A 26,267-nucleotide genomic window follows, 5' to 3' on the forward strand; every position below is an offset into this window, starting at 1 on the left:
CCATATATAGGTTTTATATCTAAAATAAAAAACCCGGGTCAGCAATGGCCCGGGTTTTTTGTTTTAGATATGTGTGGCAATTACATCATGCCGCCCATGCCGCCCATGCCGCCTGGCATAGCCGGAGCGCCTTTGTCTTCCTCTGGCTCCTCAGAAACTACGCACTCGGTAGTCAACAGCAGACCAGCAATGGAAGCAGCGTTCTCCAGCGCAAGACGAGTTACCTTGGTTGGGTCGATGATACCCGCCGCAAACATGTTCTCGTACTTATCGTCGCGGGCGTTGTAGCCATAGTCAGCCTTGCCTTCGCGCACAGCCTGCACCACTACTGAGCCTTCGCCACCTGCGTTATAAACGATCGTTCTGAGTGGAGACTCCAGGGCAGTCTTGATGATCTGCACGCCTGTCTGCTCGTCAGCGTTATATACGTCCACGTTGTTCAGGGCATCAATTGCACGGATGAGGGCAACGCCGCCACCGGCCACGATACCTTCCTCCACGGCAGCGCGCGTTGCGTGCAAGGCATCGTCCACGCGGTCTTTCTTCTCTTTCATCTCTACCTCAGTAGAAGCACCGATATAAAGGATAGCCACACCACCTGATAATTTTGCCAGACGCTCCTGCAGTTTCTCACGGTCATAGTCAGAAGTGGTTGTCTCCATCTGAGACTTGATCTGGTTCACGCGTGCCACGATGTCATCTTTCTGGCCGCCACCGTTCACGATGGTGGTGTTGTCTTTGTCGATGATCACTTTCTCGGCCTGGCCAAGGTATTCGATGGTTGCGTTTTCCAGCTTGTAACCGCGCTCTTCCGAAATCACGGTACCGCCTGTCAGGATGGCTATATCCTCGAGCATGGCTTTTCTTCTGTCGCCGAAGCCGGGGGCCTTCACAGCGGCAATTTTCAGGGAACCACGCAGCTTGTTCACTACCAGGGTGGCAAGCGCCTCGCCGTCCACATCCTCCGACACAATCACCAGGCCTTTGCCTGTCTGCACCACCTGCTCCAGCACCGGAAGCAGTTCTTTCATGGTAGATACTTTCTTGTCGTAGATCAGGATGTACGGGTTGTCAAACTCGGCCTCCATTTTCTCCGGGTTGGTCACGAAGTACGGAGAAAGGTAGCCGCGGTCAAACTGCATCCCTTCCACTGTCTTCACCTCGGTCTCAGTGCCTTTGGCCTCTTCCACGGTAATCACGCCGTCCTTGCCCACTTTGTCCATCGCGTCGGCAATCATTTTACCGATTTCAGGGTCGTTGTTGGCAGAGATGGTTCCTACCTGGGAAATCTCAGAGGAGTTCTCGATTTTCTTGGACTGCGAACGCAGGTTCTCCACCACCGCATGCACGGCTTTGTCGATACCGCGCTTCAGGTCCATCGGGTTGGCTCCGGCCGCCACGTTCTTGATACCGGCAGTGTATATGGCCTGCGCCAGCACAGTGGCTGTCGTGGTACCGTCACCAGCCTGGTCAGCGGTCTTAGAGGCAATCTCTTTCAGGAGCTGGGCTCCCATGTTCTCGATCGCGTCTTTCAGCTCGATTTCTTTCGCCACCGAAACACCGTCTTTGGTGATGGTAGGGGCACCGAATTTCTTATCGATGATAACGTTGCGCCCTTTAGGGCCCAGTGTCACTTTTACTGCATTCGCCAATTTGTCAACGCCGGACTTAATCTTGGTGCGGGCGTCTGTATCAAATGTGATGTTCTTAGCCATAGTTTAAAATACTTTTGGATGATGTTTTACAGAACTTGAATTATAGGATAGCCAGGATGTCAGACTCGCGCATGATCAGGTAGTCGCTACCGTCCACAGAGATCTCAGTGCCGGCATACTTGCCATACAACACCTGGTCGCCCACCTGTACCTGGGGCTTGATGAGCGATCCCTGCTCAGAGGTTTTACCCTCGCCAACGGCTACTACTTCTCCGCGCTGAGGCTTCTCTTTAGCAGTGTCAGGAATGATGATACCTGACTTCGTCTTTTCCTCTGCTGCAGCAGGAGCCACAATTACTCTGTCTGCTAATGGTTTGATGCTGATTGACATAGTTTCTTGTTATTATGTTTATTGTTTAAAATTATGTAATAACACAGCTATACTATCATTTCCTGTGCCAAGACCGGAAGCCTGCCATATTACGTCATATTTACAGTTGTTAACGCGGCTGTACCTGTCAGGTTTGACATATACTGACACATACGGGAACTTTTTCTGTAAATGCTGACACAACAGCGGCAGGAACAGAAACAAAGAAGCCGGTCAGTTGACCGGCTTCTGTTATATATAAACCGATGGCAAACTACTCAGCGGCTGTGTCTATCATCTCAGGTATGGCTGCTGCATCCGGGATGGCGGCAGTAGTGTCATTTGTTACGCCGGGCAGGGTGCCGGGGGCCGCCGGAAGCTGCGACTGTCGCGCCCGCTCCTCGTTCACACTGCGGATAACGCCCGTGTCACTGCCCGAGGTTCCCATCATATGTGTACCCAGTGTCAGGACTACCAGGGCAATGGCAAAACCCCAGGTCAGTTTCTCGAGCAGGTCGCCGGTGCGCTTCACGCCCATCAGCTGGCTGGTGCTGCCGCCAAACTGGCTGGAAAGCCCGCCTCCCTTGGGGTTCTGGGCGAGTACCACTAAAACCAGCAGTACGCAAACAAAGATAATGATACTGATAAGGGCGATATACATCTTAACTCAGGTTTTGTAATTTTTCTATCTGTCCGGCAAAGTAACTCTTTTTTTCCGGATATTTCAAAAGCAGCTGCTCATATATTTTGATGGCCTTCTTCACCTTTCCCTGGTTCAGGAAGATGTTGGCCAGGCTCTCCGAGGCGATCCCCTTCTTTATTTTGGAGTTCCGCAGCGACAGGTCCTCCTGCGGCTCCTGCTTCATCTTCACGTGCTGCATCGTGTTCAGGCGCGGGTTCAGCTTCAGGAACTGGTCGATGATGCTGTACTGGTGGTGCAGCGCCGCTGCCTGCTGCTCCCGGGGCTTCTCTTCCAGCACGTGCGTTTTGGTGTACTCCAGTATCAGTTCCGGGTGGAAGGCGGCCGGGCGCTGCCGCGTTACCTCATCCTTTAGTTGCAGCATCTCGCCCATGCGGCTGGAGGCCATCCAGTAGCCCAGTGCGTCGTCGGCATACATCTGGTCTATCTCGCTAAAGGAATAACTGATTGGAGCGGCCTCCGGCGAGGTTGCGGGAACTACATCAGGATGCTCATCTACAGAAGTTTCCGGAGCATTTGTCTCTTCCGCAACTGGTGACGAAGGATGCTCACCGAAATCAGCAGGTGGCAAAGGAACTTCGCCTGCTGTGTCCAGGGCAGTAGCCATATTCTGTCCAGGCTCAGGCGTTTCGCTCGGAGCTTTTTTAGGCACTTCAGGGGCTGGTCTTTGGGCCAGCAGGTCGGTAAAGGAGGGGCTGAGGCTGTTTATGGTCAGCAGGTGAGCCAGCTCGTAATAGGAAACCTCCTCCGCCGATGTATTATCCGCTGTGGCCTCTTCAGCCTGTGGTGCCTCAACGTATATATGGCTGCCCTGTGGGGGAGAAGTCTCCTGCTCCGGTGCGGCCACTTCATCGGCAACCGTTACTTCCGGTGGATCTGTTACTGCTTCTTCCTTATATATAACTTCTTCTGATACAGCAGGTATGAAAGTGTTATCCTGATGCGCTGCATGAGGTGACTTTACGGCAACTGCCATGTCTTCGGAAGCGGCTTCCTCAAACACCGGCGCTGGCGAGGGGGAGGCATATATCAGCCGTTTCAGCACCTGCCGGTTGGAGGCATAGGCCGAGGCCCGGCGCAGGCGCTGCGTCGACAGCATACTGCCCTTGTCGTGCGCCGACTTTGCCAGCAGGAGGTGGGCCGTCTGGCAGTACGGGAAGGTAGCGGCCACTTTTTCCAGCTCCTCGGTTTGCTGGTCCGAGATGGCGGAAGCCTGTTGTACAAGTTCGAGAAAAGCTGATTTGTTCATGTGGGCTGTGCTGCTTATGCTTGCATATATTACCAATCCGCCACCGTCTTGTTGAACACGTCCGTTACCAGCCGCTCCGTCAGCTGCTCAATCTGCACGTTCGACAGCTGCGTGATGTCCAGCGTCTGCGGAAAGTCCTGCGAGATGGTAAAGGCCCGGTCGAAGTCCTTCTCCGGCTGCTTCGTGTTCGTGAAGCGGACCTGCACCGTCAGCGTCAGGCGGTTCAGCCCGGCGATGTCCTGCTGGCCCTCGCGCTGGATGGCGGCGGGGGTGTAGGTAAAGCTAACGATCTGCCCTTCCAATTGCAAGTCTCCCTCGCTCTGCATCACCGCCAGGTTGGTGTTCCGCCGGTAATAATCCGTGAAGCTGTTTGTCACGATCTGCGTGAGGTTGGCCGGGCCCTCCCCGGAGCTGTTCTCGAAGTTTTGGATGGAGATGCTCTTGATGTCGGGGGAGATGGTGGTGCCGGTAAAGGAATAGAGGCCACAGCCGCTGCACGCGGCCAGCAGCAGTATGCCTATATAGCTGCGCAGCGCGGGCAGGTTAATCTTCAATGTCATACTGTTTCAGTTTGCGGTAAAGGGTGCGTTCGGAGATGCCCAGGTCCTGTGCGGCATACTTCCTCTTGTTTTTGTGTTTTTTCAGCGCCTTCAGAATGAGCTCTTTCTCCTTGTCCTCCAGCGACAGGCTCTCTTCTTCGTACTCGTGCTGGATGTCCTCCACTTTCTGGTCCTCGTAGTCCTGTACCTGTGCCTGGTTAACGGGCAGGTAATAGGGCTCCTTGTGTTTTGGATCCGGCTGCTGGTAATTGCGACTGCTGCTGTTATATGGCTGCTGCTCTATGCTGTCGAACAGGTGGCTGTGCTCTTTCAGCAGTTCCTGGTCGTTGGGCTGGTGCGTGATCATCTCGAACACCAGCTTCTTCAGCTCTGACACGTCGCGGCGCATATCGAAGAGGACTTTATAGAGCAGATCCCGCTCCGAGAAGTTGTGGTCGCCGCCCTGCTCTTTTGCCAGCACCGCCGGCAGGTTGCTTATCTGCTCTTTAGGCAGGTACTGGCGCAGCTTGTTGCCGTCCACCTCCCGGTCATACTCCAGCACCGACAGCTGCTCCACCATGTTTTTGAGTTGGCGGATGTTGCCCGGGAAGCGGAAGCTCAGCAGTTCCTGCACCGCATCAGGCGTCAGGGTGATGGGCTTCACCTTGTATTTCTCAGAGAAGTCTGAGGCAAACTTTCTGAAAAGCAGATAGATATCTTCCCCGCGTTCACGAAGCGGTGGAACCGTAATGGGCACAGTGTTGAGGCGGTAGTAGAGGTCTTCCCGGAACCTCCCTTTCTCCACGGCATTCAGCAGGTTAACGTTGGTGGCGGCCACCACCCGCACGTCCGTCTTCTGCACCTTGGAAGAGCCTACTTTGATGAACTCGCCGTTCTCCAGCACGCGGAGGAGCCGCGCCTGTGTGCCAAGCGGCATCTCTCCGATCTCATCCAGGAAAATGGTGCCGCCGTCCGTCACCTCGAAGTAGCCTTTGCGGGCCTCCTGCGCACCGGTAAAAGAGCCTTTCTCATGCCCGAAGAGCTCTGAGTCGATGGTGCCCTCCGGTATGGCCCCGCAGTTGATGGCGATGAACTGGCCGTGCTTGCGCGGGCTCAGGTGGTGTATGATTTTGGAGAAAGACTCTTTCCCGCTGCCACTTTCGCCCGTTATCAGCACCGTCATGTCGGTAGGGGCCACCTGCACCGCCACCTGGATGGCGTAGTTGAGCAGGGGCGAGTTGCCGATAATGCCGAAGCGCTGCTTGATGCTTTGTATATCTATATGATGCATGAAATTCAATGTGCTAATGCATAAATGTGCTGGTGTGATAGTTTTTCAATGTGCTGATTCTCTGAAGATATCATCGAATTAATAGCACATTGATCAATTAATTAATCAGCACATTAACCTACCGCCTCCCCGAACAGGGTGCCGACGCTGCAGTCATGTACAAAAACGTTCACGTAGTCGCCTTTCTGGTAGTGCTTTCTGTCAAAGATGACCACTTTGTTCTGGTCATTGCGGCCGCTCAACTGCTCGTCCGATTTTTTAGAAGGTCCTTCCACCAGCACCTTGTGCACCCGGCCAATGTCGCGCTTGTTGCGGGCAAGGGAGGTTTCGCGCTGCTTGTTGATGATTTCGTCCAGCCGGCGCTTCTTCACCTCCAGCGGGATATCGTCCGCCAGCTTCCGCGCCGCCAAAGTGCCCGGCCGCTCAGAGTAAAAGAACATATAAGAGTAATCGTACTGCACATAATCCATCAGGCTCAGCGTATCCTGGTGCTCTTCCTCTGTTTCGGAGCAGAAGCCGGCAATCATATCGGAGGAGATGCCGCAATCCTCCCCCAGAATCCGGCGGATGGCGTCCACGCGGTTGATGTACCATTCGCGGTCGTAAGTGCGGTTCATCAGCTCCAGCACGCGGGAGTTGCCGCTTTGAGCGGGCAGGTGTATATACTTGCAGATGTTGTCGTGCTTTTTCATGGTGTACAGCACCTCGTCCGTGATGTCTTTGGGGTGGGAGGTGGAGAAACGCACACGCAATGCAGGGCTCGGCAGCGCCACTTTCTCCAGCAGTTGGGCAAAGTTCACGGTCTCTGTGCCGTCCTCGGAAGCCCATTTATAGGAGTCCACGTTCTGGCCCAGCAGCGTCACTTCTTTATATCCCTGATCCACCAGCGCCTGCGCCTCCCGCACGATAGAGTATGGTTCGCGGCTGCGCTCGCGGCCACGGGTAAACGGCACCACACAGAACGAGCACATATTGTCGCAGCCCCGCATGATGGAGATATAGGCGCTCACGCCGTTGCTGTTGAGGCGGATGGGGTTGATGTCGGCATAGGTTTCCTCGCGCGAGAGCAGCACGTTCACGGCTTTCTGGCCGCCGTCCACTTCGCTGATCAGGTTCGGCAGGTCGCGGTACGCATCCGGCCCCACTACCAGGTCCACGATCTTTTCCTCCTCCAGCAGCGATTTTTTCAGGCGCTCGGCCATGCAGCCCAACACACCCACCATCAGGCCGGGTTTCTTCTTTTTGAAATGATTGATCTGGCCCAAACGGTTGCGCACCGTCTGCTCCGCTTTCTCCCGGATAGAGCAGGTGTTCAGGAACACGAGGTCGGCCTGGGCGATGTCGGAGGTGGTGTCGAAGCCCTGCCCGAACATGATGGACGAGACAATCTCGCTGTCAGAGAAATTCATGGCGCAGCCATAGCTCTCTATATATAGCTTGCGCGATTTTCCTGTGTTTGATTCCTGTGTGATGTGGGTGTCGCACGCGGCGGCCTGCTCTGGTGTGCGGTTGTCTATAAAATCTATGTCAACTATCGGATCCATACTAAATCTGTTTCAGCTGCAAATATACAAGAATCTCCGCTAAAAATGTGACAGAATGACAGGCGCAATTTTAATTATGAATCACGAGTTACGAATTCCGAATTGGGGCAGTGCAGAAAGCAGGGTTTATGCTGCACCTGAAATTTATTTCTAATTTCTAATTCATAATTTCCAATTGAAGGCGCAAGGATTAGGCTTGACCAAGCACCTGCAGGATCGCCTGCGCCTTCAGGAGGCATTCTTCGTACTCCTGCTCCGGGTCGGAGTCGTAGGTGATGGCGCTGCCGACCATATAGGAGAGGTAGCGGGAGCTGGCGTTGTACTGGATGCTCCGGATCACCACGTTAAAGTCGCAGTTGTTGTCTGGTGTTATATAGCCCATGGAGCCAGCATATAAGCCGCGCCGCGTTGCCTCCAGCTCCTCAATTAGTTGCATTGCGCTGATCTTGGGGGCGCCCGTCATGCTGCCCATCGGGAAAGCGCCTGTCAGTGCATCCACCAAGTCTTTGTCTGGCCGCAATTCGCCCACCACTGAGGAGATCATCTGCGACACCTGCCTAAAGCCATAGATGCCGAACATTTCCGCCACACGCACGGTTCCGGTGGCGCAGGAGCGGCTCAGGTCGTTCCGCACCAGGTCCACGATCATCATGTTCTCGGCCAGTTCTTTCTCGTCGTGTCGCAGCTGGTGCTGCAGTTGCGCGTCTTCCTGCGGCGTGGCTCCGCGCCGGATGGTGCCCTTGATAGGCTGGGAGATTAACTGCTGCCCCTCTTTCTTCAGGAAGCGCTCCGGCGATGCGCACAGCAGGTACTTGTCTTCGCACTTCAGGTAGCCGGAAAAAGGGGTGGGGGATGCCTCCGTCAAGGCCAGGTACAGGGGCAATGGCTGAATGACTGTATCCTCGGCGTAAAACTCCATGCAGTAGTTCAGTTCATATACATCGCCCTCCAGGATACGCTGCCGGATGCGCTCTACGTTGGCTATATAGGCACCTTTCTCCACCCGATTCCTCACCCGCACCTGGGGCAAAGAAGCGGCGCGGGGCACAGCAGTATGTAAGATAGCAGAAATTATATTGTCCGCATTATTCTCTGAGCTGAATATAGATAGCGAATCATTATGAAAGTATATATATAACTCAGGGCCAAAAAAATGGAGCAGCGGGAAGCCGATGTAACCCGGGTTGCGGCTGTGCAGTTTCTCGATCTGGTTCTTCAAATCATAGGTCATGAAGCCACATAGTAGCGGGTGTTCCTGTTGCAGCTGGCTCCGCAGGCTCCCGAAGGCGTCATCCATGTCCATCGCCAGGGCCGGGCCGGAGGAGACGGCCAGCAGGTGCGCAAAGCCCTGGTGCGGATAGGGGATATTGTTCGGGTAATAGTAGGCGACATGCGGATAGTGATCAGCCCAGGCAAGCGCTTTCAGCAGGAAATCTTCGAGCGACATGGGCAGGTCGGAAGCCTTGATAGCTGTAGTAAACATATATCAAAAGTACGATAGCGCCAGTTTAGCCTTGGCGTCGATGCTGTTTTTATACGGGTGGCCTTTGTAACGGAGCGCCTGCCGAAAGTAAGCTTTTGCTTTTTCGGGTTGGTTTGCCTGCCGGTATATATAGCCCAACTGCAACGTGGCGTTCGGGGCGAAATACAGATTGGAGGAAGCCGCCGTGGCAATTGTCTGCTGATAAAAGGAAGCCGCCTCCTCCAGGTCCTCCAGCCCGTGGTACACCCGGGCCTTCCGGTAAAGAAACTCCGCCCGAACAGGCAGGGGAGTGGCTGCTGTGAGCTGAAGCTGACCCAAATCCTTCAACGCCTCGCGGTAGTAGCCGCCGTCCGCATGCAGGCGCGCTTTTAGCAGCGGCAGCACCGGTTGCTCATGCCGCGCCGCGTAGGCCGCAGCATATTTGTCTTCCTCTGTCTCCGCTATGCCCGCTTCCGCTATCTGAATGAAGTGCCACTTTGCCTGCGGCGGGTGGTTGCCCAGCAGGTAAGCTATATATAGCTTGTAGTGTGCCGCTTTGCGGTAATGCTTTCCCTTGTGCCGCTGCAGAAAAGAGTTATTCTCCTCGATGGATTCCTCATAATCTCCCCGGTAGAGGAAGAGATCCGCCGCCATATGGTTTAGATAGGGGAAATTGAGATAAGATTTGCCCATCGGCCGCTGTTCATACAGCTTCAAAGCCGCCTCCCCCTGGTGTGTTTTTTTAAGCAGATGCATGGCCGTGAACAGGAAAAGCAGGTTGTCGGGCTGGGCCTTCGCCATGTCAGTTACCTGTGCGATGGCCTGCCGCGCTGCTTCCTGCTCCTGCGAGTGCAGCATCAGAGCGTGCAGCAGCTTTGCCTCCTGCCGGAAGGGATTTGGTTGTGTGGCCGCGGCTCTGAGATTGGCCATGCCCTCCTGCACGCTGCCTGACAGACCGATAATTTCAAGGAACCACTGGTACTGGTCGGGCACCGAACCGATCAGCACCTGCAGCACACCCAGGTTTTTCCTGTTCGGAATAAAATCGGGCCAGCGGGAGGCGTTGGCGGCATATTGAAGGTAGGCTTTCCGGAAGTCCCAGGCGGCGGATAAGCGGTTGCCGAACAGTAGTTTGCATATGGCCAGCTGCATCCTTACTTCGGCAGCGGCGTAATCCTTCCAGGCGCTGTTTCCGGGAAGGCGGCTGATTTTCTCCAGGCGCTGTTCCTGCGCCTCCACCAATTGGTCATAGCGCTCCGGGTCCTGCTCCACGCAAAGCTCCAGGAAATCGTTGTAGTTGGCGAGCAGCAGGACAACCGCCTGACCGGCCTTCTCGTCTTTTGCTGCCTGGCGCAGGAGCGCGCGGCTGCTGCTTACCTTCAGATTCAGCAGTTCCTGGTAGGCGTTCGTGAGCTGTGGGGTAAAAGCGGGGAGGGCTGAAGCGCCCGTTGCGAATGACAGGAGGCACAGCAGCAAAAAAAAAGGATGGGGTTTAGCCATCCTTTTTAATATGTTGTGGAAGCGTTCTGCGCCCGGCATATATAATCTTAGAAAACACGCTGCTCCACACCGGCCAGAATACGGCCGCAGTGTTCGCAGACAATCACTTTTTTCTGGGCGGCGATGTCGGCCTGTCGCTGCGGCGGCACCGTGTTGAAGCAGCCTCCGCAGGCGTCGCGCTTCACCGTTACTACCGCCAGCCCGTTGCGCACGTTGCCCCGGATTCTGGTGTACGCGCTCAGCAGGCGCTCTTCGATGTTATTGGCCGCCTTGTTGCGCTCCTTCTCCAGTTGAGTCTCCTCCTCCTCGCTCTCGCCCACAATCTGGTCCAGTTCCTTCTTCTTGTTATCCAGGTCCTTGCGGCGCTCCTCCAGACGAAGCTTGGTGCCTTCTATCTCGTTGTTCTTCTGCTCTATCTGGTATATGGCCTCCCGTATCTTCTTCTCGTTTATCTGGATTTCCAGCCGCTGTAGCTCAACTTCCTTTGTGATGGCGTCGTACTCGCGGTTGTTGCGGACGTTCTGCTGCTGTTCCTCATACTTGCGGATGAGGCCCTCCGCGTCTTTGATACCCTGCTTGCGCTGCGTGATGGAATCGTTCAGGTAAGCCACCTCATCATCAAACTTGCGGACCCGCACCTCATAGCCTTCAATCTCATCCTCCAGGTCCTGTACTTCCTCAGGAAGATCTCCTCTTACTCTTTTGATCTCATCAAGCTGCGAATCGATTGATTGAAGCTTTAAAAGTGCTTCCAGTTTGCTGGCTACAGTACTTTCCATGTATTAAAAAGTGTATCTGACAGGGTTTGTGTTTACTTCTGATATTAAGACTGCAAAATTAGGAAAGTTTTTTGAAATAGTGTCATAAAAAATTTCCTTTGTATATACCTCGCTCTCGTAGTGCCCGATGTCCGCGATGAGGATGCGGCCCTCTGCGTCAAAAAACTCGTGGTACTTGAAATCGCCTGTTACAAAGGCGTCTGCTCCCTGTTTTATAGCGTCTTTTAAGAGGAAACTTCCCGCGCCGCCGCACACCGCCACGCGCCGCACGTTCCTGCTCCCGATGGAGGTGTAGCGCAGCCCCTGCAGCTGCATTTTTGATTTCAGGTAAGCCAGGAAACCGGCTTCTGAAAGCGCCTCAGTCAAATCCCCGATCATGCCGATGCCCACTTCCTGGTTTTGGTTCTCGAGGGTGTACAGGTAATGCGCCACCTCCTCGTAGGGGTGCGCCTGTTTCAGCGCGGCCATCACCTTGCTCTGCAGGTAGGCCGGAAAAACCACCTCCACCCGGTTTTCTTCCACCTGTTCCGGCCTGCCCGGCTCCCCAATGGCGGGGTTGGCCCTGTCGGATGGCTGAAAACGCCCGGTTCCCGCCACCTGGAAGCTGCAGTTGCTGTACTCGCCGATATTGCCTGCCCCCGCCTGGTGCAAAGCCTGCAGCACCTGTTCCGTCTGCGGCAGCGGTACAAACGTAACCAGTTGCATCAGCGTTTGCGGCTTGTTCACCAGGATGCGCTGGTTCTGCAACTCCAGTTTGTCGGCAATTTTGGTGTTGACGCCGTGCAGCACATTATCGAGGTTGGTGTGGCTGGCATATATGGCAATATTGTGCCGGATGGCTTTGATGAGGGTGCGCTCCACGTAGCTGCGCCCCGTCAGGGACTTCAGCCCTTTAAAGATGACAGGGTGATGCGCCACTACCAGGTTGCAGCCTTTTTCCAAAGCTTCGTCCAGCACGGCCTCTGTGCAGTCCAGTGTCAGGAGCGCGCCCGTTGCCTCGGCATGCGCGTCCCCCGTCTGCAGCCCGGCATTGTCATAACTTTCCTGGTAGCGCAGTGGGGCCAGGCGCTCCAGCACGTTGATTATATCCTGTATCTTTGCCATATAGGGAGTCTTTCGTTCCGTTTTCGCGCAGGCAAGTTAAAATAAATTAATTTTACGCCCGATATCTACGCTATGAACTACCTGAAACGGATGCTGTGGCCTTTCTCGCTGCTATACGGCGGCGTAACGCTGGTGCGGAATTATCTATATGACCGGGAGGTGCTGCCATCACGCCGTTTCAGCCTGCCCGTGATTGCCGTGGGCAACCTGACGGTGGGGGGCACAGGCAAAACCCCACACGTGGAGTACCTGCTGCGCCTGCTGCAGTCCTATAAAACGGCAACCCTCAGCAGGGGATATAAACGCCAGAGCAAAGGTTTTTTACTGGCGGACAGCGAAAGCACAGCTGCAACACTCGGTGACGAGCCTTTCCAGTATCACCGGGACTTTCCGGGGGTGGCCGTGGCGGTTTGCGAGGACAGGGTGGCAGGCATCGGGCAACTGCTGCAACGGGTGCCGGAGGTGGAGGTGGTGGTGCTGGACGATGCCATGCAGCACCGCCCCGTGCAGCCCTCGCTCAACATCATGCTGACGGATTATCACCGGCCTTTTTATAAAGACTGGGTGTTGCCCGCCGGGCTGCTGCGCGAGCCGCGCGAGGGGGCTGCCCGCGCCGATGTGGTTATCGTGAGCAAATGTCCGCCGCAATTAGGGCCGGAGGAGTTGGCTGTCATTAGGAAAGAAGTCGGGAAATATGCGGGTGCAGGCACGCCGGTATTTTTTTCAGCGTTCGCTTATGCCGAGCCTGTAGCCATAGGAATGCCCGCGTCACGCTCTAAAAAGGTAGTGTTGCTGACAGCCATCGCCAATGCCGCCCCGCTGGCAGAGCATCTGAAGGAAAATGGATATGAGGTGCTGCGGCACCTGGCTTACCCTGATCATTACACATACACCGTGCAGGACCTGCAAAAGCTCCGGCAACTATTGCAGCAGCCGGAATTTGCCGGTGCTCCTATACTAACCACCCGCAAGGACGCCGTTAAGCTGGAGGGGCCTGCGCTAGCCGCCTTGACTGCAGAGCTGCCGGTTTCCTATATACCAGTGGTGGTGCGGTTTATTCAGGGGCAGGAGGCGTTTGACCAACTGGTGCTGCGGCACGTGCGGCAGTTTGATAGAACAGCGGCAGGCGATTAGCCGTGCCGTGGGGCATGGCTGTCAGCAACGGAGTTTATATATAATTCACTAATTTTGAAACGTGAAAAGAAAGATATCCGCCCTCTTATTTGCCGTGCTTGGTTTGCTGCTCTTTTACCAGGATGCCTCTGCACAGATTATCGACGACACCACAAAACTTTTCTATAGCCCCAAAACCACCCTGCAGCTATATGAGCAGGATGTGTTGCGCGGCCGCTATATAGAGCAGCCCATCGACACGCTGCTCGACAACCTGCAGAACGAGCGCTTCTGGTACAACGACACCGCTTTTTACCAGCACCTTGGCAATGTGGGCACAGCCTCCCAGCCGCTGCTGTACCAGCTGCCCTCCACAATAGGGGTGAGGCTTGGGAAGAACATCTTCGACCGCTACGCCTACAACCCGGACCGGATCAATTACTTCAACACCCGTTCGCCCTACACGCATCTTTATTATGTGCAGGGGGGGCGGGGCGAGCAGGCGTTTGAGGCCCTGCACAGCCGCAACATCACCCCCAACTGGAACTTCGGCATCGCCTACCAGATTCTGTCCGCTGACCAGCAGATAGGGCAGGCCTCGCAGGACAGGAGGTCGCGCGGATTTATCGACAACCAGGCGGTGAAGGCTTTCACGCACTACCGCACGGAAAACGAAAAATACGATGTGTTCTTCAACTTCACCTATATGAAAGTGGAGCAGGTAGAGACGGGTGGCATTCTGCCGGACACTTCCCTGGCCACTCCGTTAGAGGATGAGGAAACTATCCTGTCGCGCTTTGCCGAGGCCCCGGTGCAGCTCACGCAGGCCTCCAACGAGGAGGGCCGCGCCAACCTGCACCTGCTTCATATATATAAGCTTGCAAAGGAGAATCTCAAGGTGTATCATACCCTGGACTGGCGCCGGCAGCGCAACGTGTACGAAGATGGGAACCTTGCCGGTTACCGGACAAGCCTCCGTGAAAACACCACCCTCGACAGGGACTTCCTGATTTACCCGAACTTTGATGCTGTGGAGGAGCCGGGTTATAACTTCAGCGCCGAGCGCACCAAGGACGCCACCACCTACCGCGAGCTGCAGAACGTGTTCGGCCTGACGGGCAACAACAAGCTGTCGTCTTACAACGCCTACGCCAAGCTGCGAAACGCCAACATGTCCTACAGCGCCACGATGCCGCTTCCCGTAGACCCGGAGGCGGCAGACACCACCTCACGCTTCGGGGAGGCACGTCATACAGATGCATATAACCAGGTGCTTATCGGCGGCGACATCAGGCTTTTCTATAAGAACCTGGCAGAGCTGACGGGCGAGGCGGAATACCAGTTGGGGTCAGACTACCGGGTGAAAGGCAAGGCACGGATTGGCGGTGCCTTCGGTACCCTGGAGCGCGTGCTGCTATCCCCGACCCGCGTGGAAGACTATATGATGAGCAACCACTTTATGTGGAACAACAACTTTGAGACCTCCGTGACAGACCGCATCGGCTTCGGCTATGAAGGCAACATCGGCAAGCGCCAGTACCTGCGGTTCAATGCCCATTACACCAACATCAAGCGCTATATATACTTCAATGAGGAGGCCGTGCCGCAGCAGGCAAGCGGCAACCAGCGGTTCTGGGGAGCGGATATATCGCACCACATCCGCTTCGGGCCGCTGCACTTTAAAAATATTGCTGCCTATACCAATACCGACGAGGCCGACAAAGTCAGGGTGCCGGAGTGGCTGCTGGAGTCGTCGCTGTACCTGGAGGGTTTCCTGTTTAAGAAGGCGCTCTTCAGCCAGCTTGGGGTGCAGGCAACGTACGCCAGCCCCTATTACGCTGATGCCTATATGCCCGTGACGCAGCAGTTTTACGTGCAGGACAATTTTATGTCGCAGGGCTACCCGGTGGTGGACGTTTTCCTGAATGCTGACATCAAATCGGTTATCCTTTTCCTGAAGATGAGCCATGTGAACGACGGGCTGCTTGAACCCGCTTACTTCCTGACGCCCTACTACCCCGGCATGCGCCGCAGCTTTGTGTTCGGCCTCAGGTGGATGTTTTTTGATTGATAGTCAATTGTTGGCTGATGAATTGTTAAATAGTTGACCTCAGCATATTTACTTTATATATGATGTCTACCCAACCCACCAAAACCATTCTGCGCCTGGAGCTGCCCACCGACCCGCGCTGGGTGAATATTGCAGAGAAAAACATTGAGGAGATTTTAGTGGACCATGCCTACTGCGAACAAAAAGCCGCCTCTTCGGGCATTTCGCTTATCGTGAAGTACCCGGACAAGACCCGGCTGGTGGAGGAGATGACGGACCTGGTGGCCGAGGAGTGGAGCCATTTCGAGCGGGTGCTGGCCGAGCTGCGGAAGCGCGGCTACAGCCTGGGCCGCAACCGGCCCGACGAGTACGTGGTGGAACTGACGAAACACATCCGCAAAGGCAACAAACGCGAACGTCAGCTGATGGACCACCTGCTGGTGAACGCCCTGGTCGAAGCCCGCAGCTGTGAACGCTTCAAACTCCTCTGGAAGAACATCGCAGACGAGGACCTGCAGAAGTTTTACTATGAGCTGATGGTGTCAGAGGCGGGGCATTATGTAAGCTTCGTGAAGCTGGCCAAGGAGTATATGCCCGCCGAAGAGGTGGATGCCCGCCTGCAAGAACTCCTGGCCATAGAAGCCAACATTATCCGCAACCTGCAGCCGCGCCCGGACAGGATGCATTAAATTTTATTGCTGAATTGTTGATTGTTAGATTGTTGGGCTGCTATATATGAAAGGCAACTTCATCGTTAAACGTCTGGATTATTGACTCTAAAATCTGACATTGCGCTATTACCATATATAGCTGAATTATTGCCATATATATCCTATAAAGCTGAACTAACAATTAAACAATCAACAATTTAAGCATTCAGCAACCAAACCATCACGTCTTCTGCTTTTTCTTTTTGGCTGCAGGGAAGAGGATGTTGTTCAGGATGAGGCGGTAGCCGGGGGAGTTGGGGTGCAGCGCCAGATCAGTGGGGTCTTCGCCTACCAGGTGCTGGTAGTCCTCCGGGTCGTGGCCGCTGTAGAAGGTCCAGGTGCCGCGGGCGTAGGTGCCGTGCATGTAGCGTATTTCCCCCAGTTCCTTGTTTTCGCCCATCACCACCACCTCCGGTTTCACCAGGCCCTTTCTGAAAGCGGTGGTCTGCCCCATAAAGCCTTTGATGGTCTTCTCGTGGTTCTGCGTCAGCATGGTCGGAATGGGGTCCCACTTGGCGGAAAACGTGAACAGCTGGAAGTAGTCGTTCGCCTCCGTCACCGGCCGCTCCTGCGGCTGCACGTCGATGTTCGAATACTCGTACTCCAGCGGGTTGCGCGATATCTGAAAGTCTTTGAAGGCGAAGGTCTTGCTGAAGTCCAGTTTCTGCTGCGCCTGCGGGTCGGCGGCGTCTCCGTCGAACATGGCCTCCACAATGTCCACGCCTTCTGCGGCCAGCGCAATGTCATATGTGTCGGTGGCGGAGCACATGGCGAACAGAAAGCCACCTCCGGCACAGAATTCCTTTATCTTGTTCACCACGCCCAGCTTCATCTCCGATACTTTTGCGAAGCCTAACTTGGCGGCAGACTCTTCCAACTCGCGCTGCTGCTCCTGGTACCAGGGATAGTGGCGGTAGCTGGCGTAAAACTTGCCGTACTGCCCGGTGAAGTCCTCGTGGTGCAGGTGCAGCCAGTCGTACTTGGGCAGATTGCCCTTGATGATTTCCTCGTCATATATCACGTCATATGGAATCTCGGCATAGGTCAGCACCAGCGTTACGGCATCGTCCCAGGGCATCTTCGACTTGGGGGAGTACACTGCTATCTTCGGCACCTTCTCCAGCTTCATTATGTCCATGTTCGCGTCGGGGTTGCCGATTTCGGACAGAATGCTGTTGTACTGGGCATCGGAGATGACGGTGTAGGAGACACCCCGCACAACCAGCTCGTTCTCTACCTGCGGCACATGTTGAAAGGCAAAACTCCCGCCCCGGTAGTTGAGAAGCCAGTCTACCGGCAGGTTTTTCCCCAGCACCCAGTAGGCCACGCCATAAGACTTCAGGTGGTCTTTCTGCGCCTCGTCCATGGGCACCAGGATGGTGCTGGCCAAGGCAGGGAAAGAAAGCAGGATGATAGACAGAAAAAGAGCGATGGTACGGAAAAACATGCGGTTCGTCTTTATAATAGGACCCAATGTATAAAAATGATTCTTATTTAAAAAAATGCCAGTAACTTAGAAGCAATGCCCTTCTGGTATACTTAACGTAATTTATACGCAAAGCGCATATCTTCCTTACAGATGAATCTGATAGAAAATATTCTGGAGGGGCTCCGGTCCATTCACGGCAACCTGCTCCGCACCGTGCTGACCGGCCTGATCATCGCCATTGGCATCATGTCGCTGGTGGGCATCCTCACGGCCGTGGACAGCATGAAGTACTCCCTGACACAGACATTCTCAAACCTGGGCGCCAACGCCTTCGATATCCGCAGGGCTGGCATGAACAACCGGGGTATGAACGAGGGGCGCGCAGAGAAGGTGTACCCGGTCATCAGTTACGACCAGGCGGTGATGTACCGCGACCAGATGGCGAAGGACGCGCGCGTGAGCCTGTCTGCGTTTGTGTCCGGGGCCACAGTGGTAAAGAGCGAGACGGATAAGACCAACCCGAACATCAACATTGTGGCCGGAGACGAGAACTATATGCTCAACAACAACCTGAACCTGGCCAAAGGGCGCGACTTTTCTGCCTCCGAGCAGGAGAAGGGAGTCAATGTGGCCATCATCGGGGACGAGATAGCTTCCACGCTCTTCAAAAACAAGGACGCTATTGGCGACTATGTCACCTTCCTGGGCCGCCGCTTCAAGATAGTGGGCCAGCTTGAGAAGGAGGGCAGCAGCATGGGCGGCAGCGGCGACCGCCGCATCATCATTCCCCTGGAAACGGGCCGGCAGATACCCCGGCAGGGAGACGCCACCCTGAACTATGATATAAAAACAGCCATATATAGAGCAGACGAATTAAACTATGTGATGGGGGAGGCGACCGGCCTCATGCGGAAGATCCGGCAGGACGGACTGGGTCAGGAGGATTCCTTTGAGATCAGGAGAAGCGACTCGCTGGTGCAGAGTCTGGATGAAATCTCGGGCTACCTGAAGGCGGGCGGCTTCGTGATTGGCTTCATCACTTTGCTGGGCGCTTCTGTCGGGCTGATGAACATCATGATGGTGTCGGTGAATGAGCGCACGCGCGAGATCGGTGTCCGGAAAGCGCTTGGTGCCACCGCCTTCCAGATCCGGCAGCAGTTCCTGATTGAGGCAATCGTTATCTGCATCCTGGGCGGTTTTGTGGGGGTGGTGCTGGGCATCGTGATGGGCAACGGCATCGCCTCACTGATAGGAGAGGGCGGTTTTATCGTGCCCTGGCTCTGGGTGCTGGTCGGAATGACGATCTGTGTGCTTGTGGGCGTTGTCTCTGGCTACTATCCCGCGTTTAAAGCCTCCAAACTGGACCCGATAGAGTCGCTGCGGTACGAGTAAGGAGAACCAATTTCAATCCTATTTGTCTGCTGGTATATGTTTCGAGTTAAGACCTGTTCAGTTGTGCTACAAGTCAAGTCATTAAAATATAGAGCACCAGTTGATTGAAGAAAGTGTGCATTAAATCTTCTCGGTTAATAATACTTTTTTGGCTGGTCGGAAACGCAGTACTTGTTGGAATATACTTGTATCATAAAGCGGGTTTACATTGTGAGCCTTGCCTGCCGAACACATATTGCCCACCCTGCAGAACGGCATATATGGCCGCCTTCTCTTGGATAATTATCTTATTCAATCTGATATCAGTTTGCTTTTGGGCAATTGGACGAGTAAAAGAGTCTCACTACAAATCCTAAAGCAAATGAAGCGCCCCCCATTCAGCCCACCATTGTTGAAGGAAAGACTTCAGCTATACGTCAGTTATGTATGAGGCTACAGCCTGAATCCAAACGCCCATATATAAAGAAGCCCCCGCTGATTTCAGCGGGGGCTTCTTTATATAGAGCTGGGGCATCTTTATTTTTTAGGTGCCGCCGTTTCTGTTTTAGTAGTGTCCGTCTCCGCGCTGTAGGCGTCATTCAAAGCTGCCAATACTTCAGAGGTTATATCGAGGGTGGAGTCGCCGTAAAGGATGGCGCTGTTGCCACGGGAGTAGGTCAGCACCATCTTATAGCCTTTCTCATTGCTGAGTTTCTGGAGGTACTCCTCCACGCGGTCATATATCTTCTTCATTTCCTCCGACTCCTGGCCAGCCAGCTCGTTGCCTTTGTTCTGCTGCAGCATCTGTAGCTGCTGCTGTTTCTGCTGCAGCCGTTGCTCGGCAGCGGCTCTTTGCTGCGCCGTCATGCCCTGGGCGTCCTGCTGGTACCGTTCCACCTCTTTCTGGAAAGCATCGGCCTGCGCGCGCAAGTCCTGCTCTGCCTTCTGACCTTCGCCCTGCAGGCGCGTGCGCGCCTCCTTGAAGTACTCGTAATTGGCGAGCAGGGAGTCTGAGTTTACATATACGATACCGGCGCCGCCAACAGCCGCAGTGGAGGCAGCCGTAGAGTCGTTAGATTCAGGCATCTGCTCGCAGGCTACCAGAAAGGAGGCAGCAACGGCCAGGCCTAAGGAGATCTTTAAAACTTTCACTGTTTCTTTCGTTATGATGGGTTTAGAATTTTCAGGTTAAATATAGCAGGAAACTTCTCCATAATCCTAATGCCTGAGCAGTTCCTGGTAAGTTTCTTCCGCTTCCATCAGCCCGCTGGCGGACAGGTGGGTGAGGCGCACGTGCTTGGTTTCGTTTACCAGCACAGGGTCGTACTTGGCTGCCACGCGTATATAGTTCTCGGTCCAGCCCTCCATCACGCCGTCTTTCACATCGTCCTCGAAGAGCACCGTAAACTCGCGCCCGATGTTCTGCTCGTAAAAATGGCGCTTCTTTTTCTCAGAGAGGATGCGGAGCATGTCGGCGCGGCGGTTGCGGTCTTTGATGCTCACTTTGCCCGGCATGGCGGGCGCCAGCGTGTTTTCGCGCTCGGAGTAGGGAAACACGTGCAGATAACTCACATCCAGCCCGTTCAGGAAATTATAGGTCTCCAGAAAATCTTCCTCCGTCTCCCCAGGGAAGCCGACAATCACGTCCACCCCGATGCAGCAGTGGGGCATCAGCGATTTTATCGCCGATACCCGGTCGGCATATAGCTCGCGCTGGTAGCGGCGGCGCATCAGCTTCAGGATTTTGTTGGAGCCGGACTGCAGCGGCACATGGAAATGCGGCATAAAGCGGTTGCTCTGCGCCACAAAAGCGATAATCTCGTCTTTCAGCAGGTTCGGCTCGATAGAAGAGATGCGGAAACGGTCGATGCCCTCCACCTGGTCCAGCGCCTGCACCAACTCGTAAAAATTCTCCACCCGTTCTCCGTTCTGCAGACCAAAGTCGCCGGTGTTCACCCCCGTCAGCACAATCTCCTTCACGCCCGAGGCCGCAATCTCATTAGCCGACTCCACCACACTGGCAATGCTGCTGGAGCGGCTGCCGCCGCGGGCCAGCGGAATGGTGCAGAATGAGCAGGAGTAGTCACAGCCGTCCTGCACTTTCAGAAAGGTGCGGGTACGGTCGCCGAAGGAGTAGGAGTTGTGGAAGGTGTTTGCCTCTGAAATGGGGCTGGCATATATGGCCGCCTTGTCTTTCTTTTCAAACGTCTGCAGGATGTCGACCAACTGAAACTTCTCGGCTGCCCCCAGCACCGCGTCCACCCCCGGAATTTCGGAGATTTCCTTCGGCTTGAGCTGCGCGTAGCAGCCCAGAATGGTGATGAAGGCGTCGGGGGAATGCTTCAGGGCCTCCTTCACAATTTTACGGCATTTCTTGTCGGCGTTGTCGGTCACCGAGCAGGTGTTGATCACATAGATGTCCGGCGTCTCAGTAAACTCCACCTTCTCAAAACCGCGCTCCTGGAAAATGCGCCCGATGGTGCTGGTCTCGGAGTAGTTTAGCTTACAACCCAGGGTGTAGAATGCAACTTTCTTCATAATCAGGGGGCAAAGTTACAAATTTACTGACTTAATACTGCATTTCAGCTGCCAAATGTGACGCGCCTAATTAGCTGCAGGTTAAATCGTTGGTTGCTGTATTGTTGATCGTTAAATTGTTGATTATTAATTGTTGATTGTTGAAGAAGTGACGAATTGATTTAGCCATTTAGCGATCCAACAATCAACAACTACCAATCATAATCACTTCTGCACGAAGTCTTCAAAGGAGCGCTGCATATAGGCTTTCCCGTTCAGCACCTGTTCTTCTGTTACTCCGGCATCGCGGGAGATGATCTGTTTCCCCACATTGTCGAACGTGAAAGCACCATTTGGCGTGATGTAGCCGAAGCCGTCGTTGAACACATAAAAGGCGAAAGGAGAGGAGGTAGGGGCAAACAGGTTGCGGCTCCACTTGAAGTTCTGGTGCGACAGGTTGAGCAGGGCCAGCAGCGTGGCGGCTATATCCGTCTGAGAAGCGATGGTGCTGACGGTGTCACTTTCCGGGATGGCCCCGCCCGTGAGGATGAGGGGGATATGGAACTTTGAAGGTGCGAAATTGGGGTCGTTCCCTGGCAGAGGGTGCCCGTGGTCGGCCGTAATCACCACCAGCGTATTCTCCCACCAGGGCTGTTGCTTCGCCTGCGCGATGAATCTACCCAAAGCCCAGTCGGTGTAGTAGACGCTGTTCCGGAACTTGGTCTCGTCATCCTCCCCGGCAAACCTGGGCGCAACAGGAATTTCATATGGCTCATGACTGCTCAGGGTATATACCGTGCTGAAGAAGGGCTGCTTTTCCTGCTCCAGGTCCTGCAGCACCCGCCCGAACAGCACATGGTCGTGCGCCCCCCACTTCGAGTTATAGGTTTCCGGGGCGAAGTCGTCTTTCGCTATCAGGCGGTCGTAGCCGCCGTTGGTGAGGTAAGAGCGGATGTTGGCGAACTCCAACTCGCCGCCATAATAAAAGCTGGTACTGTAGCCCTGTTGCTGCAATACGGTACTCAACTGCGGCAGCTTCTCCGTCTTCTGGGGGTACTTAATAATAGAAGTAGTTGTCTGCACCGGGTAGCCGCTCAGCAGCGCCACCATGCCTTTTTCACTGCGGTCGCCGCTGGCGTACAGGTTGGTGAAGCTGATCCCCTCCGCCGCAAGGCTGTCTAAGTGGGGAGTCACGCCTTCCTCGCCCCCCAGGCTTCCGATGAACTTGGCGGTGTAGCTTTCCAGGATGATAAACAGCACATTGGGCCGCTCTGCCACAACCACCTGTTTAGACGCGCTGGTGTCTACGGCAGCATACAGCGCCTGCACGCGCCGCACTGCCTCTGCCGGCGGCATATAGCCGTAGAGGTCTTCCTTTATCTTGTTTTGCTTCAGCACGGCGTTCACCAGGTTCCAGGGCATGTTAAGCCCGGCATGGTTGGCGAAGGGCTTGCTGGAGAAGTAGGCGACACTTTGATTAATCGGGATTTGCTGCCAGCCACCGCGCAGGGGCAGTATCAAGAAGGCCAGGTACCACAGGCTCAGCCCGGCATAAAGCCACTTATTTTGCTTCAGAACAAATCGCCTGAAGTCGAACAGCCAGCGATAGAGCAGGATAAAAGCTGTTGTGATACACAGCGTGACGAACAAGAGAAGAAAGATAGGGGCGGCGGCAGCCGAGGCGGCCATCTCGGCCGGGGTGTTCAGGTACTGCAGGGGAGTGGCGTCCAGCCGGAAGCCCCAGTAGGTGTAAAGTTCCAGGTCAGCGGACAGCAGCAGCGAAAGCAGCACCAGCATGATATAGGTATATACCCGCACAAAGCCCGACAACCGTAGCCGGGGCCACAGCGCGGAAAGCAGCAGCGCCAGGAAGGGGAGCAGGCAGAGGTAGGCCGTGGCGGAGGCATCGAGCCGCAGCCCGAACAAAAACACGCTCCAGGTGTCGGAGGTGGTGAGATCGGAAGTTTTGTCGAGGTGGTAAATCAGGAAGACGGCCCTGGCTGCCACAAAATACAGCACCCAGAAAATAAAGTACAGGGGCTGGTAGTAAAGCTTATTTTTCACGCTACAAATATAAACGTTAAGTGCCTGCCTCTATATATAAAAGGAGGGCTGGCGGCTACCCCCATCAATTCCTACAAATAAGCGAAGGGTATATAATTTACGGGGCTACTGGCCAAAATCTATATATAAAAGGCTAAACACCTATTAATTCAAAACGGGTGTTAAGTTATATTCAGTATTTTTTTCTGGTAATCCCCTAAAAAAATAGATGCTGTTTTGTTTGAGAATAAAATTTATATCTATATTTGCTGCACCTAAAAACACAATCCGGAACAACATATGGCAACATTACGATTCAAGGCCCTGGACCTGGTGAACCAGCGCAAAACAGGTGAGGTAACTTTTCCCTCCCACAACATTTCCAGTTATTATGGCGAGAACGTGTTTGGCTTCGATGCGATGAGAGCCACCATGTCGTCTGATAATTTCAAGCGCCTGCGCCGTATCATTGATGCCGGTGATAAAGTAGATCGCCACCTGGCGGATGCCGTGGCCGCTGCCATGAAATCGTGGGCCATGGGCAAGGGCGCCACCCATTACACCCACTGGTTCCAGCCGTTGACGGGCACCACTGCCGAGAAACACGACTCCTTCTTCGACCTCTCCTCCGACGGGGCTGCCATAGAGGCTTTCAAGGGGAGCGCGCTGGTTCAGCAGGAGCCGGATGCCTCTTCGTTCCCGAACGGCGGAATCCGCAACACGTTCGAGGCCCGCGGCTACACGGCCTGGGACCCTTCTTCCCCCGCTTTCATCATCGAGGGGCTTAACTCCAAGACGCTGTGTATTCCTACTATCTTCGTCTCCTATACCGGCGAGGCCCTAGATTTCAAAACCCCATTACTGAAGTCTCTGAAGTTTCTGAACGATGCGGCGGTGCCGGTTTGCCAGTACTTCGATAAAGACGTATATAAGGTAAGCACCACGCTGGGCATTGAGCAGGAGTATTTCCTGGTTGACAAGGCGCTGTTTGCGGCGCGCCCCGACCTGGTGATGACCGGCCGCACCCTGTTCGGGCATGCGCCTGCCAAAGGGCAGCAGTTGGAGGACCATTACTTCGGCGCCATCCCCAGCCGGGTACACGCCTTTATGGTTGACTTCGAGAAAACAGCCCACCGCCTGGGCATACCGCTGCGCACGCGCCACAACGAGGTGGCCCCCGGCCAGTTTGAGTGCGCCCCCACCTTTGAGGACGCCAGCCTCGCCACCGACCACAACCAGTTGCTGATGGACATTATGGGCCGTGTGGCAGACCGCCATGAGTTTAAAGTGCTGCTCCATGAGAAGCCTTTCAAAGGCGTGAATGGCAGCGGGAAGCACAACAACTGGGCGATGAGCACGAGCACAGGCGTAAACCTGCTGTCTCCGGGCAAAAAGCCGAAAGAGAACCTGCAGTTCCTGACCTTCTTCATCAACACCATCAAGGCTGTTCACAAGCACGCCGACCTGCTGCGGGCCAGCATCGCCTCGGCCAGCAACGACCACCGCCTGGGCGCCAACGAGGCTCCTCCGGCCATTATGTCTGTTTTCGTGGGGCAGCAGCTTTCAGCCGTTTTGGATGAGCTGGAGCGCACGGCCAAATTACCGATGGAGAAGGGCGATAACATGTACCTGAAACTGGGCATCGACCGGATTCCGGAAGTGCTCCTGGATAACACCGACCGTAACCGCACATCGCCGTTTGCCTTCACGGGCAATAAATTCGAGTTCCGCGCCGTGGGTTCGTCTGCCAACGTATCGAACCCGGTGACGGTGCTGAACACGATTGTGGCGGACCAGCTCCTCGACTTCAGAAAAGTGGTGGATGAACTGATAGACGGGCAGGGGATGAAGAAAGAACTGGCTATCATTCAGGTGCTGCGGGAGTACGTGGTGGAGTCTAAGGCAATTCGCTTCGAAGGCAACGGCTACTCGCAGGAGTGGGAAGAGGAGGCTGAGAAGCGCGGTTTATCGAACGTGAAAGCGACGCCGCGCGCCTTGGATATATATGGCAATGAAGAAGCAATAGACCTGTTCAGAAGAAACGGCATCCTGACGGAGGTGGAACTGAACGCCCGCCATGAGATTCTGCTGGAGGAGTATATCAAAAAGATACAGATAGAGGCGCGCGTGCTCGGCGACCTGGCCATGAACCACGTCATCCCGACGGCTATTGCTTACCAGAGCAAGCTGATCAACAACGTGCGCGGCCTCAAGGAGCTGGGCCTGGAGGATGAGTACACGCAATCCACCATGGAATCCATCAAGAAGATGTCGCATCACATCACCACGATCCAAAGAAACGTGGTGGAGATGATAAATGAGCGTAAAGTGGCCAACAAGATAGAGGAGGCCCGTGAGCGCGCTATCTACTACCAGGAAAAAGTTTTCTCCTACTTCGACACGATCCGTTACAGCGTGGACAAGCTGGAACTGATGGTGGATGACGAAGACTGGCCGCTGGTGAAGTACCGCGAGCTCATGTTCAACAAGTAACAGACATCCATATAGGCTTAAACAACAAGAGCACCTGCGCAGGTGCTCTTGTTGTTTAAGCCTATATAGGACTCCTTCAGATGATAAAAGGAAAAATCTATATAAAGTGAACTTGGGAATTATTCTGCATAAGCTTTGAGCGGCTGTACATCCCTACGGCCTCACGTCTTCTAAATTCTATGGAAACAGTGGTGCTCTCAGGTCGAGAGGTCTCCCCGACATGCTTCGGGGAAAACTAATTTCCCCTCGGAGCTGTGTAAAGAAGATGCCGGGGGTGGGGCCCCTCTATGCGCTCTGCTCCAGCTGCCACTTTCGTGGCACCGCAACATTTACAAGGCGCCTCAGGTG

Annotated in this window: 20 protein-coding genes; 5 read left to right on the forward strand and 15 right to left on the reverse strand. The window is 54.6% G+C overall.

Annotated elements, in window-relative coordinates:
- Positions 1-80: 80 nt before the first annotated feature.
- From groL to GSQ62_RS00475, 11 genes are all read right to left on the reverse strand, one after another.
- Positions 81-1,715, reverse strand: coding sequence for a chaperonin GroEL (gene groL, locus GSQ62_RS00425; RefSeq protein ID WP_161887673.1), 1,635 nt, complete (start codon positions 1,713-1,715; stop codon positions 81-83).
- A gap of 40 nt (positions 1,716-1,755) precedes the next feature.
- A complete protein-coding gene (groES, locus tag GSQ62_RS00430; protein WP_202621815.1) occupies positions 1,756-2,046 on the reverse strand; it encodes a co-chaperone GroES in 291 nt (96 codons plus the stop codon).
- 253 nt (positions 2,047-2,299) lie between these two features.
- On the reverse strand, positions 2,300-2,686 hold the full coding sequence (gene secG / locus GSQ62_RS00435; RefSeq protein ID WP_161887674.1) for a preprotein translocase subunit SecG: 387 nt from the start codon (positions 2,684-2,686) through the stop codon (positions 2,300-2,302).
- Position 2,687: 1 nt separating this feature from the next.
- Positions 2,688-3,974, reverse strand: coding sequence for a hypothetical protein (locus tag GSQ62_RS00440; RefSeq protein WP_161887675.1), 1,287 nt, complete (start codon positions 3,972-3,974; stop codon positions 2,688-2,690).
- A gap of 29 nt (positions 3,975-4,003) precedes the next feature.
- Complete coding sequence (locus GSQ62_RS00445; protein ID WP_161887676.1) at positions 4,004-4,534, reverse strand: LptE family protein; 531 nt, start codon at positions 4,532-4,534, stop codon at positions 4,004-4,006.
- Positions 4,518-5,804, reverse strand: a complete 1,287-nt coding sequence (locus tag GSQ62_RS00450) for a sigma-54 interaction domain-containing protein (RefSeq protein ID WP_161887677.1) — start codon at positions 5,802-5,804, stop codon at positions 4,518-4,520. The genes GSQ62_RS00445 and GSQ62_RS00450 overlap by 17 nt, the downstream gene beginning before the upstream one ends.
- 113 nt (positions 5,805-5,917) lie before the next feature.
- On the reverse strand, positions 5,918-7,348 hold the full coding sequence (gene miaB / locus GSQ62_RS00455) for a tRNA (N6-isopentenyl adenosine(37)-C2)-methylthiotransferase MiaB (protein WP_161887678.1): 1,431 nt from the start codon (positions 7,346-7,348) through the stop codon (positions 5,918-5,920).
- 190 nt (positions 7,349-7,538) lie between these two features.
- Positions 7,539-8,831, reverse strand: a complete 1,293-nt coding sequence (locus GSQ62_RS00460; RefSeq protein ID WP_237586859.1) for an anthranilate synthase component I family protein — start codon at positions 8,829-8,831, stop codon at positions 7,539-7,541.
- 3 nt (positions 8,832-8,834) lie between these two features.
- Complete coding sequence (locus GSQ62_RS00465; RefSeq protein WP_161887679.1) at positions 8,835-10,310, reverse strand: tetratricopeptide repeat protein; 1,476 nt, start codon at positions 10,308-10,310, stop codon at positions 8,835-8,837.
- Between the two features lie 47 nt (positions 10,311-10,357).
- Positions 10,358-11,089: a zinc ribbon domain-containing protein gene (locus GSQ62_RS00470; RefSeq protein ID WP_161887680.1), complete on the reverse strand. Its 732-nt coding sequence runs from the start codon at positions 11,087-11,089 to the stop codon at positions 10,358-10,360.
- Between the two features lie 3 nt (positions 11,090-11,092).
- The gene (locus tag GSQ62_RS00475; RefSeq protein WP_161887681.1) at positions 11,093-12,193 is read right to left on the reverse strand and encodes a Nif3-like dinuclear metal center hexameric protein; all 1,101 of its coding nucleotides are present in this window, start codon (positions 12,191-12,193) and stop codon (positions 11,093-11,095) included.
- Between the two features lie 72 nt (positions 12,194-12,265).
- Between GSQ62_RS00475 and lpxK the strand changes: the two genes are divergently transcribed.
- The 3 genes from lpxK (at position 12,266) to miaE (ending at position 16,045) form a co-directional block, all read left to right on the forward strand.
- Positions 12,266-13,327 (forward strand): tetraacyldisaccharide 4'-kinase, encoded by a 1,062-nt coding sequence (lpxK, locus tag GSQ62_RS00480; protein ID WP_161887682.1) that lies wholly within the window; start codon positions 12,266-12,268, stop codon positions 13,325-13,327.
- A 61-nt stretch (positions 13,328-13,388) separates the two neighbouring features.
- Positions 13,389-15,377: a putative porin gene (locus GSQ62_RS00485; protein ID WP_161887683.1), complete on the forward strand. Its 1,989-nt coding sequence runs from the start codon at positions 13,389-13,391 to the stop codon at positions 15,375-15,377.
- 62 nt (positions 15,378-15,439) lie between these two features.
- On the forward strand, positions 15,440-16,045 hold the full coding sequence (gene miaE / locus GSQ62_RS00490; protein ID WP_161891251.1) for a tRNA-(ms[2]io[6]A)-hydroxylase: 606 nt from the start codon (positions 15,440-15,442) through the stop codon (positions 16,043-16,045).
- Between the two features lie 202 nt (positions 16,046-16,247).
- Here miaE and GSQ62_RS00495 read toward each other — a convergent pair whose 3' ends face one another.
- Positions 16,248-17,513 (reverse strand): asparagine synthetase B, encoded by a 1,266-nt coding sequence (locus GSQ62_RS00495; protein WP_161887684.1) that lies wholly within the window; start codon positions 17,511-17,513, stop codon positions 16,248-16,250.
- Positions 17,514-17,645: 132 nt separating this feature from the next.
- On the opposite strand from GSQ62_RS00495, the gene GSQ62_RS00500 reads away from it, so the two are divergent.
- Entirely contained in the window at positions 17,646-18,887 is a 1,242-nt protein-coding gene (locus tag GSQ62_RS00500) for an ABC transporter permease (RefSeq protein WP_161887685.1), read from the forward strand.
- A gap of 516 nt (positions 18,888-19,403) precedes the next feature.
- Here GSQ62_RS00500 and GSQ62_RS00505 read toward each other — a convergent pair.
- The 3 genes from GSQ62_RS00505 to GSQ62_RS00515 all read right to left on the reverse strand — a co-directional run bounded on the left by GSQ62_RS00505 (position 19,404) and on the right by GSQ62_RS00515 (position 23,447).
- Entirely contained in the window at positions 19,404-20,018 is a 615-nt protein-coding gene (locus GSQ62_RS00505; RefSeq protein ID WP_237586860.1) for an OmpH family outer membrane protein, read from the reverse strand.
- A gap of 66 nt (positions 20,019-20,084) precedes the next feature.
- Positions 20,085-21,404, reverse strand: coding sequence for a tRNA (N(6)-L-threonylcarbamoyladenosine(37)-C(2))-methylthiotransferase MtaB (mtaB, locus tag GSQ62_RS00510; protein ID WP_161887686.1), 1,320 nt, complete (start codon positions 21,402-21,404; stop codon positions 20,085-20,087).
- A gap of 204 nt (positions 21,405-21,608) precedes the next feature.
- Positions 21,609-23,447 (reverse strand): LTA synthase family protein, encoded by a 1,839-nt coding sequence (locus GSQ62_RS00515; RefSeq protein ID WP_161887687.1) that lies wholly within the window; start codon positions 23,445-23,447, stop codon positions 21,609-21,611.
- Positions 23,448-23,726: 279 nt separating this feature from the next.
- On the opposite strand from GSQ62_RS00515, the gene GSQ62_RS00520 reads away from it, so the two are divergent.
- Positions 23,727-25,919 carry a glutamine synthetase III family protein gene (locus GSQ62_RS00520; protein ID WP_161887688.1) on the forward strand — a complete coding sequence of 731 codons (2,193 nt, stop codon included), beginning with the start codon at positions 23,727-23,729 and terminating at the stop codon, positions 25,917-25,919.
- Positions 25,920-26,267: the final 348 nt, after the last annotated feature.

Origin of the sequence: Pontibacter russatus, from assembly GCF_009931655.1 — a bacterium.
Lineage (GTDB): Bacteria > Bacteroidota > Bacteroidia > Cytophagales > Hymenobacteraceae > Pontibacter > Pontibacter russatus.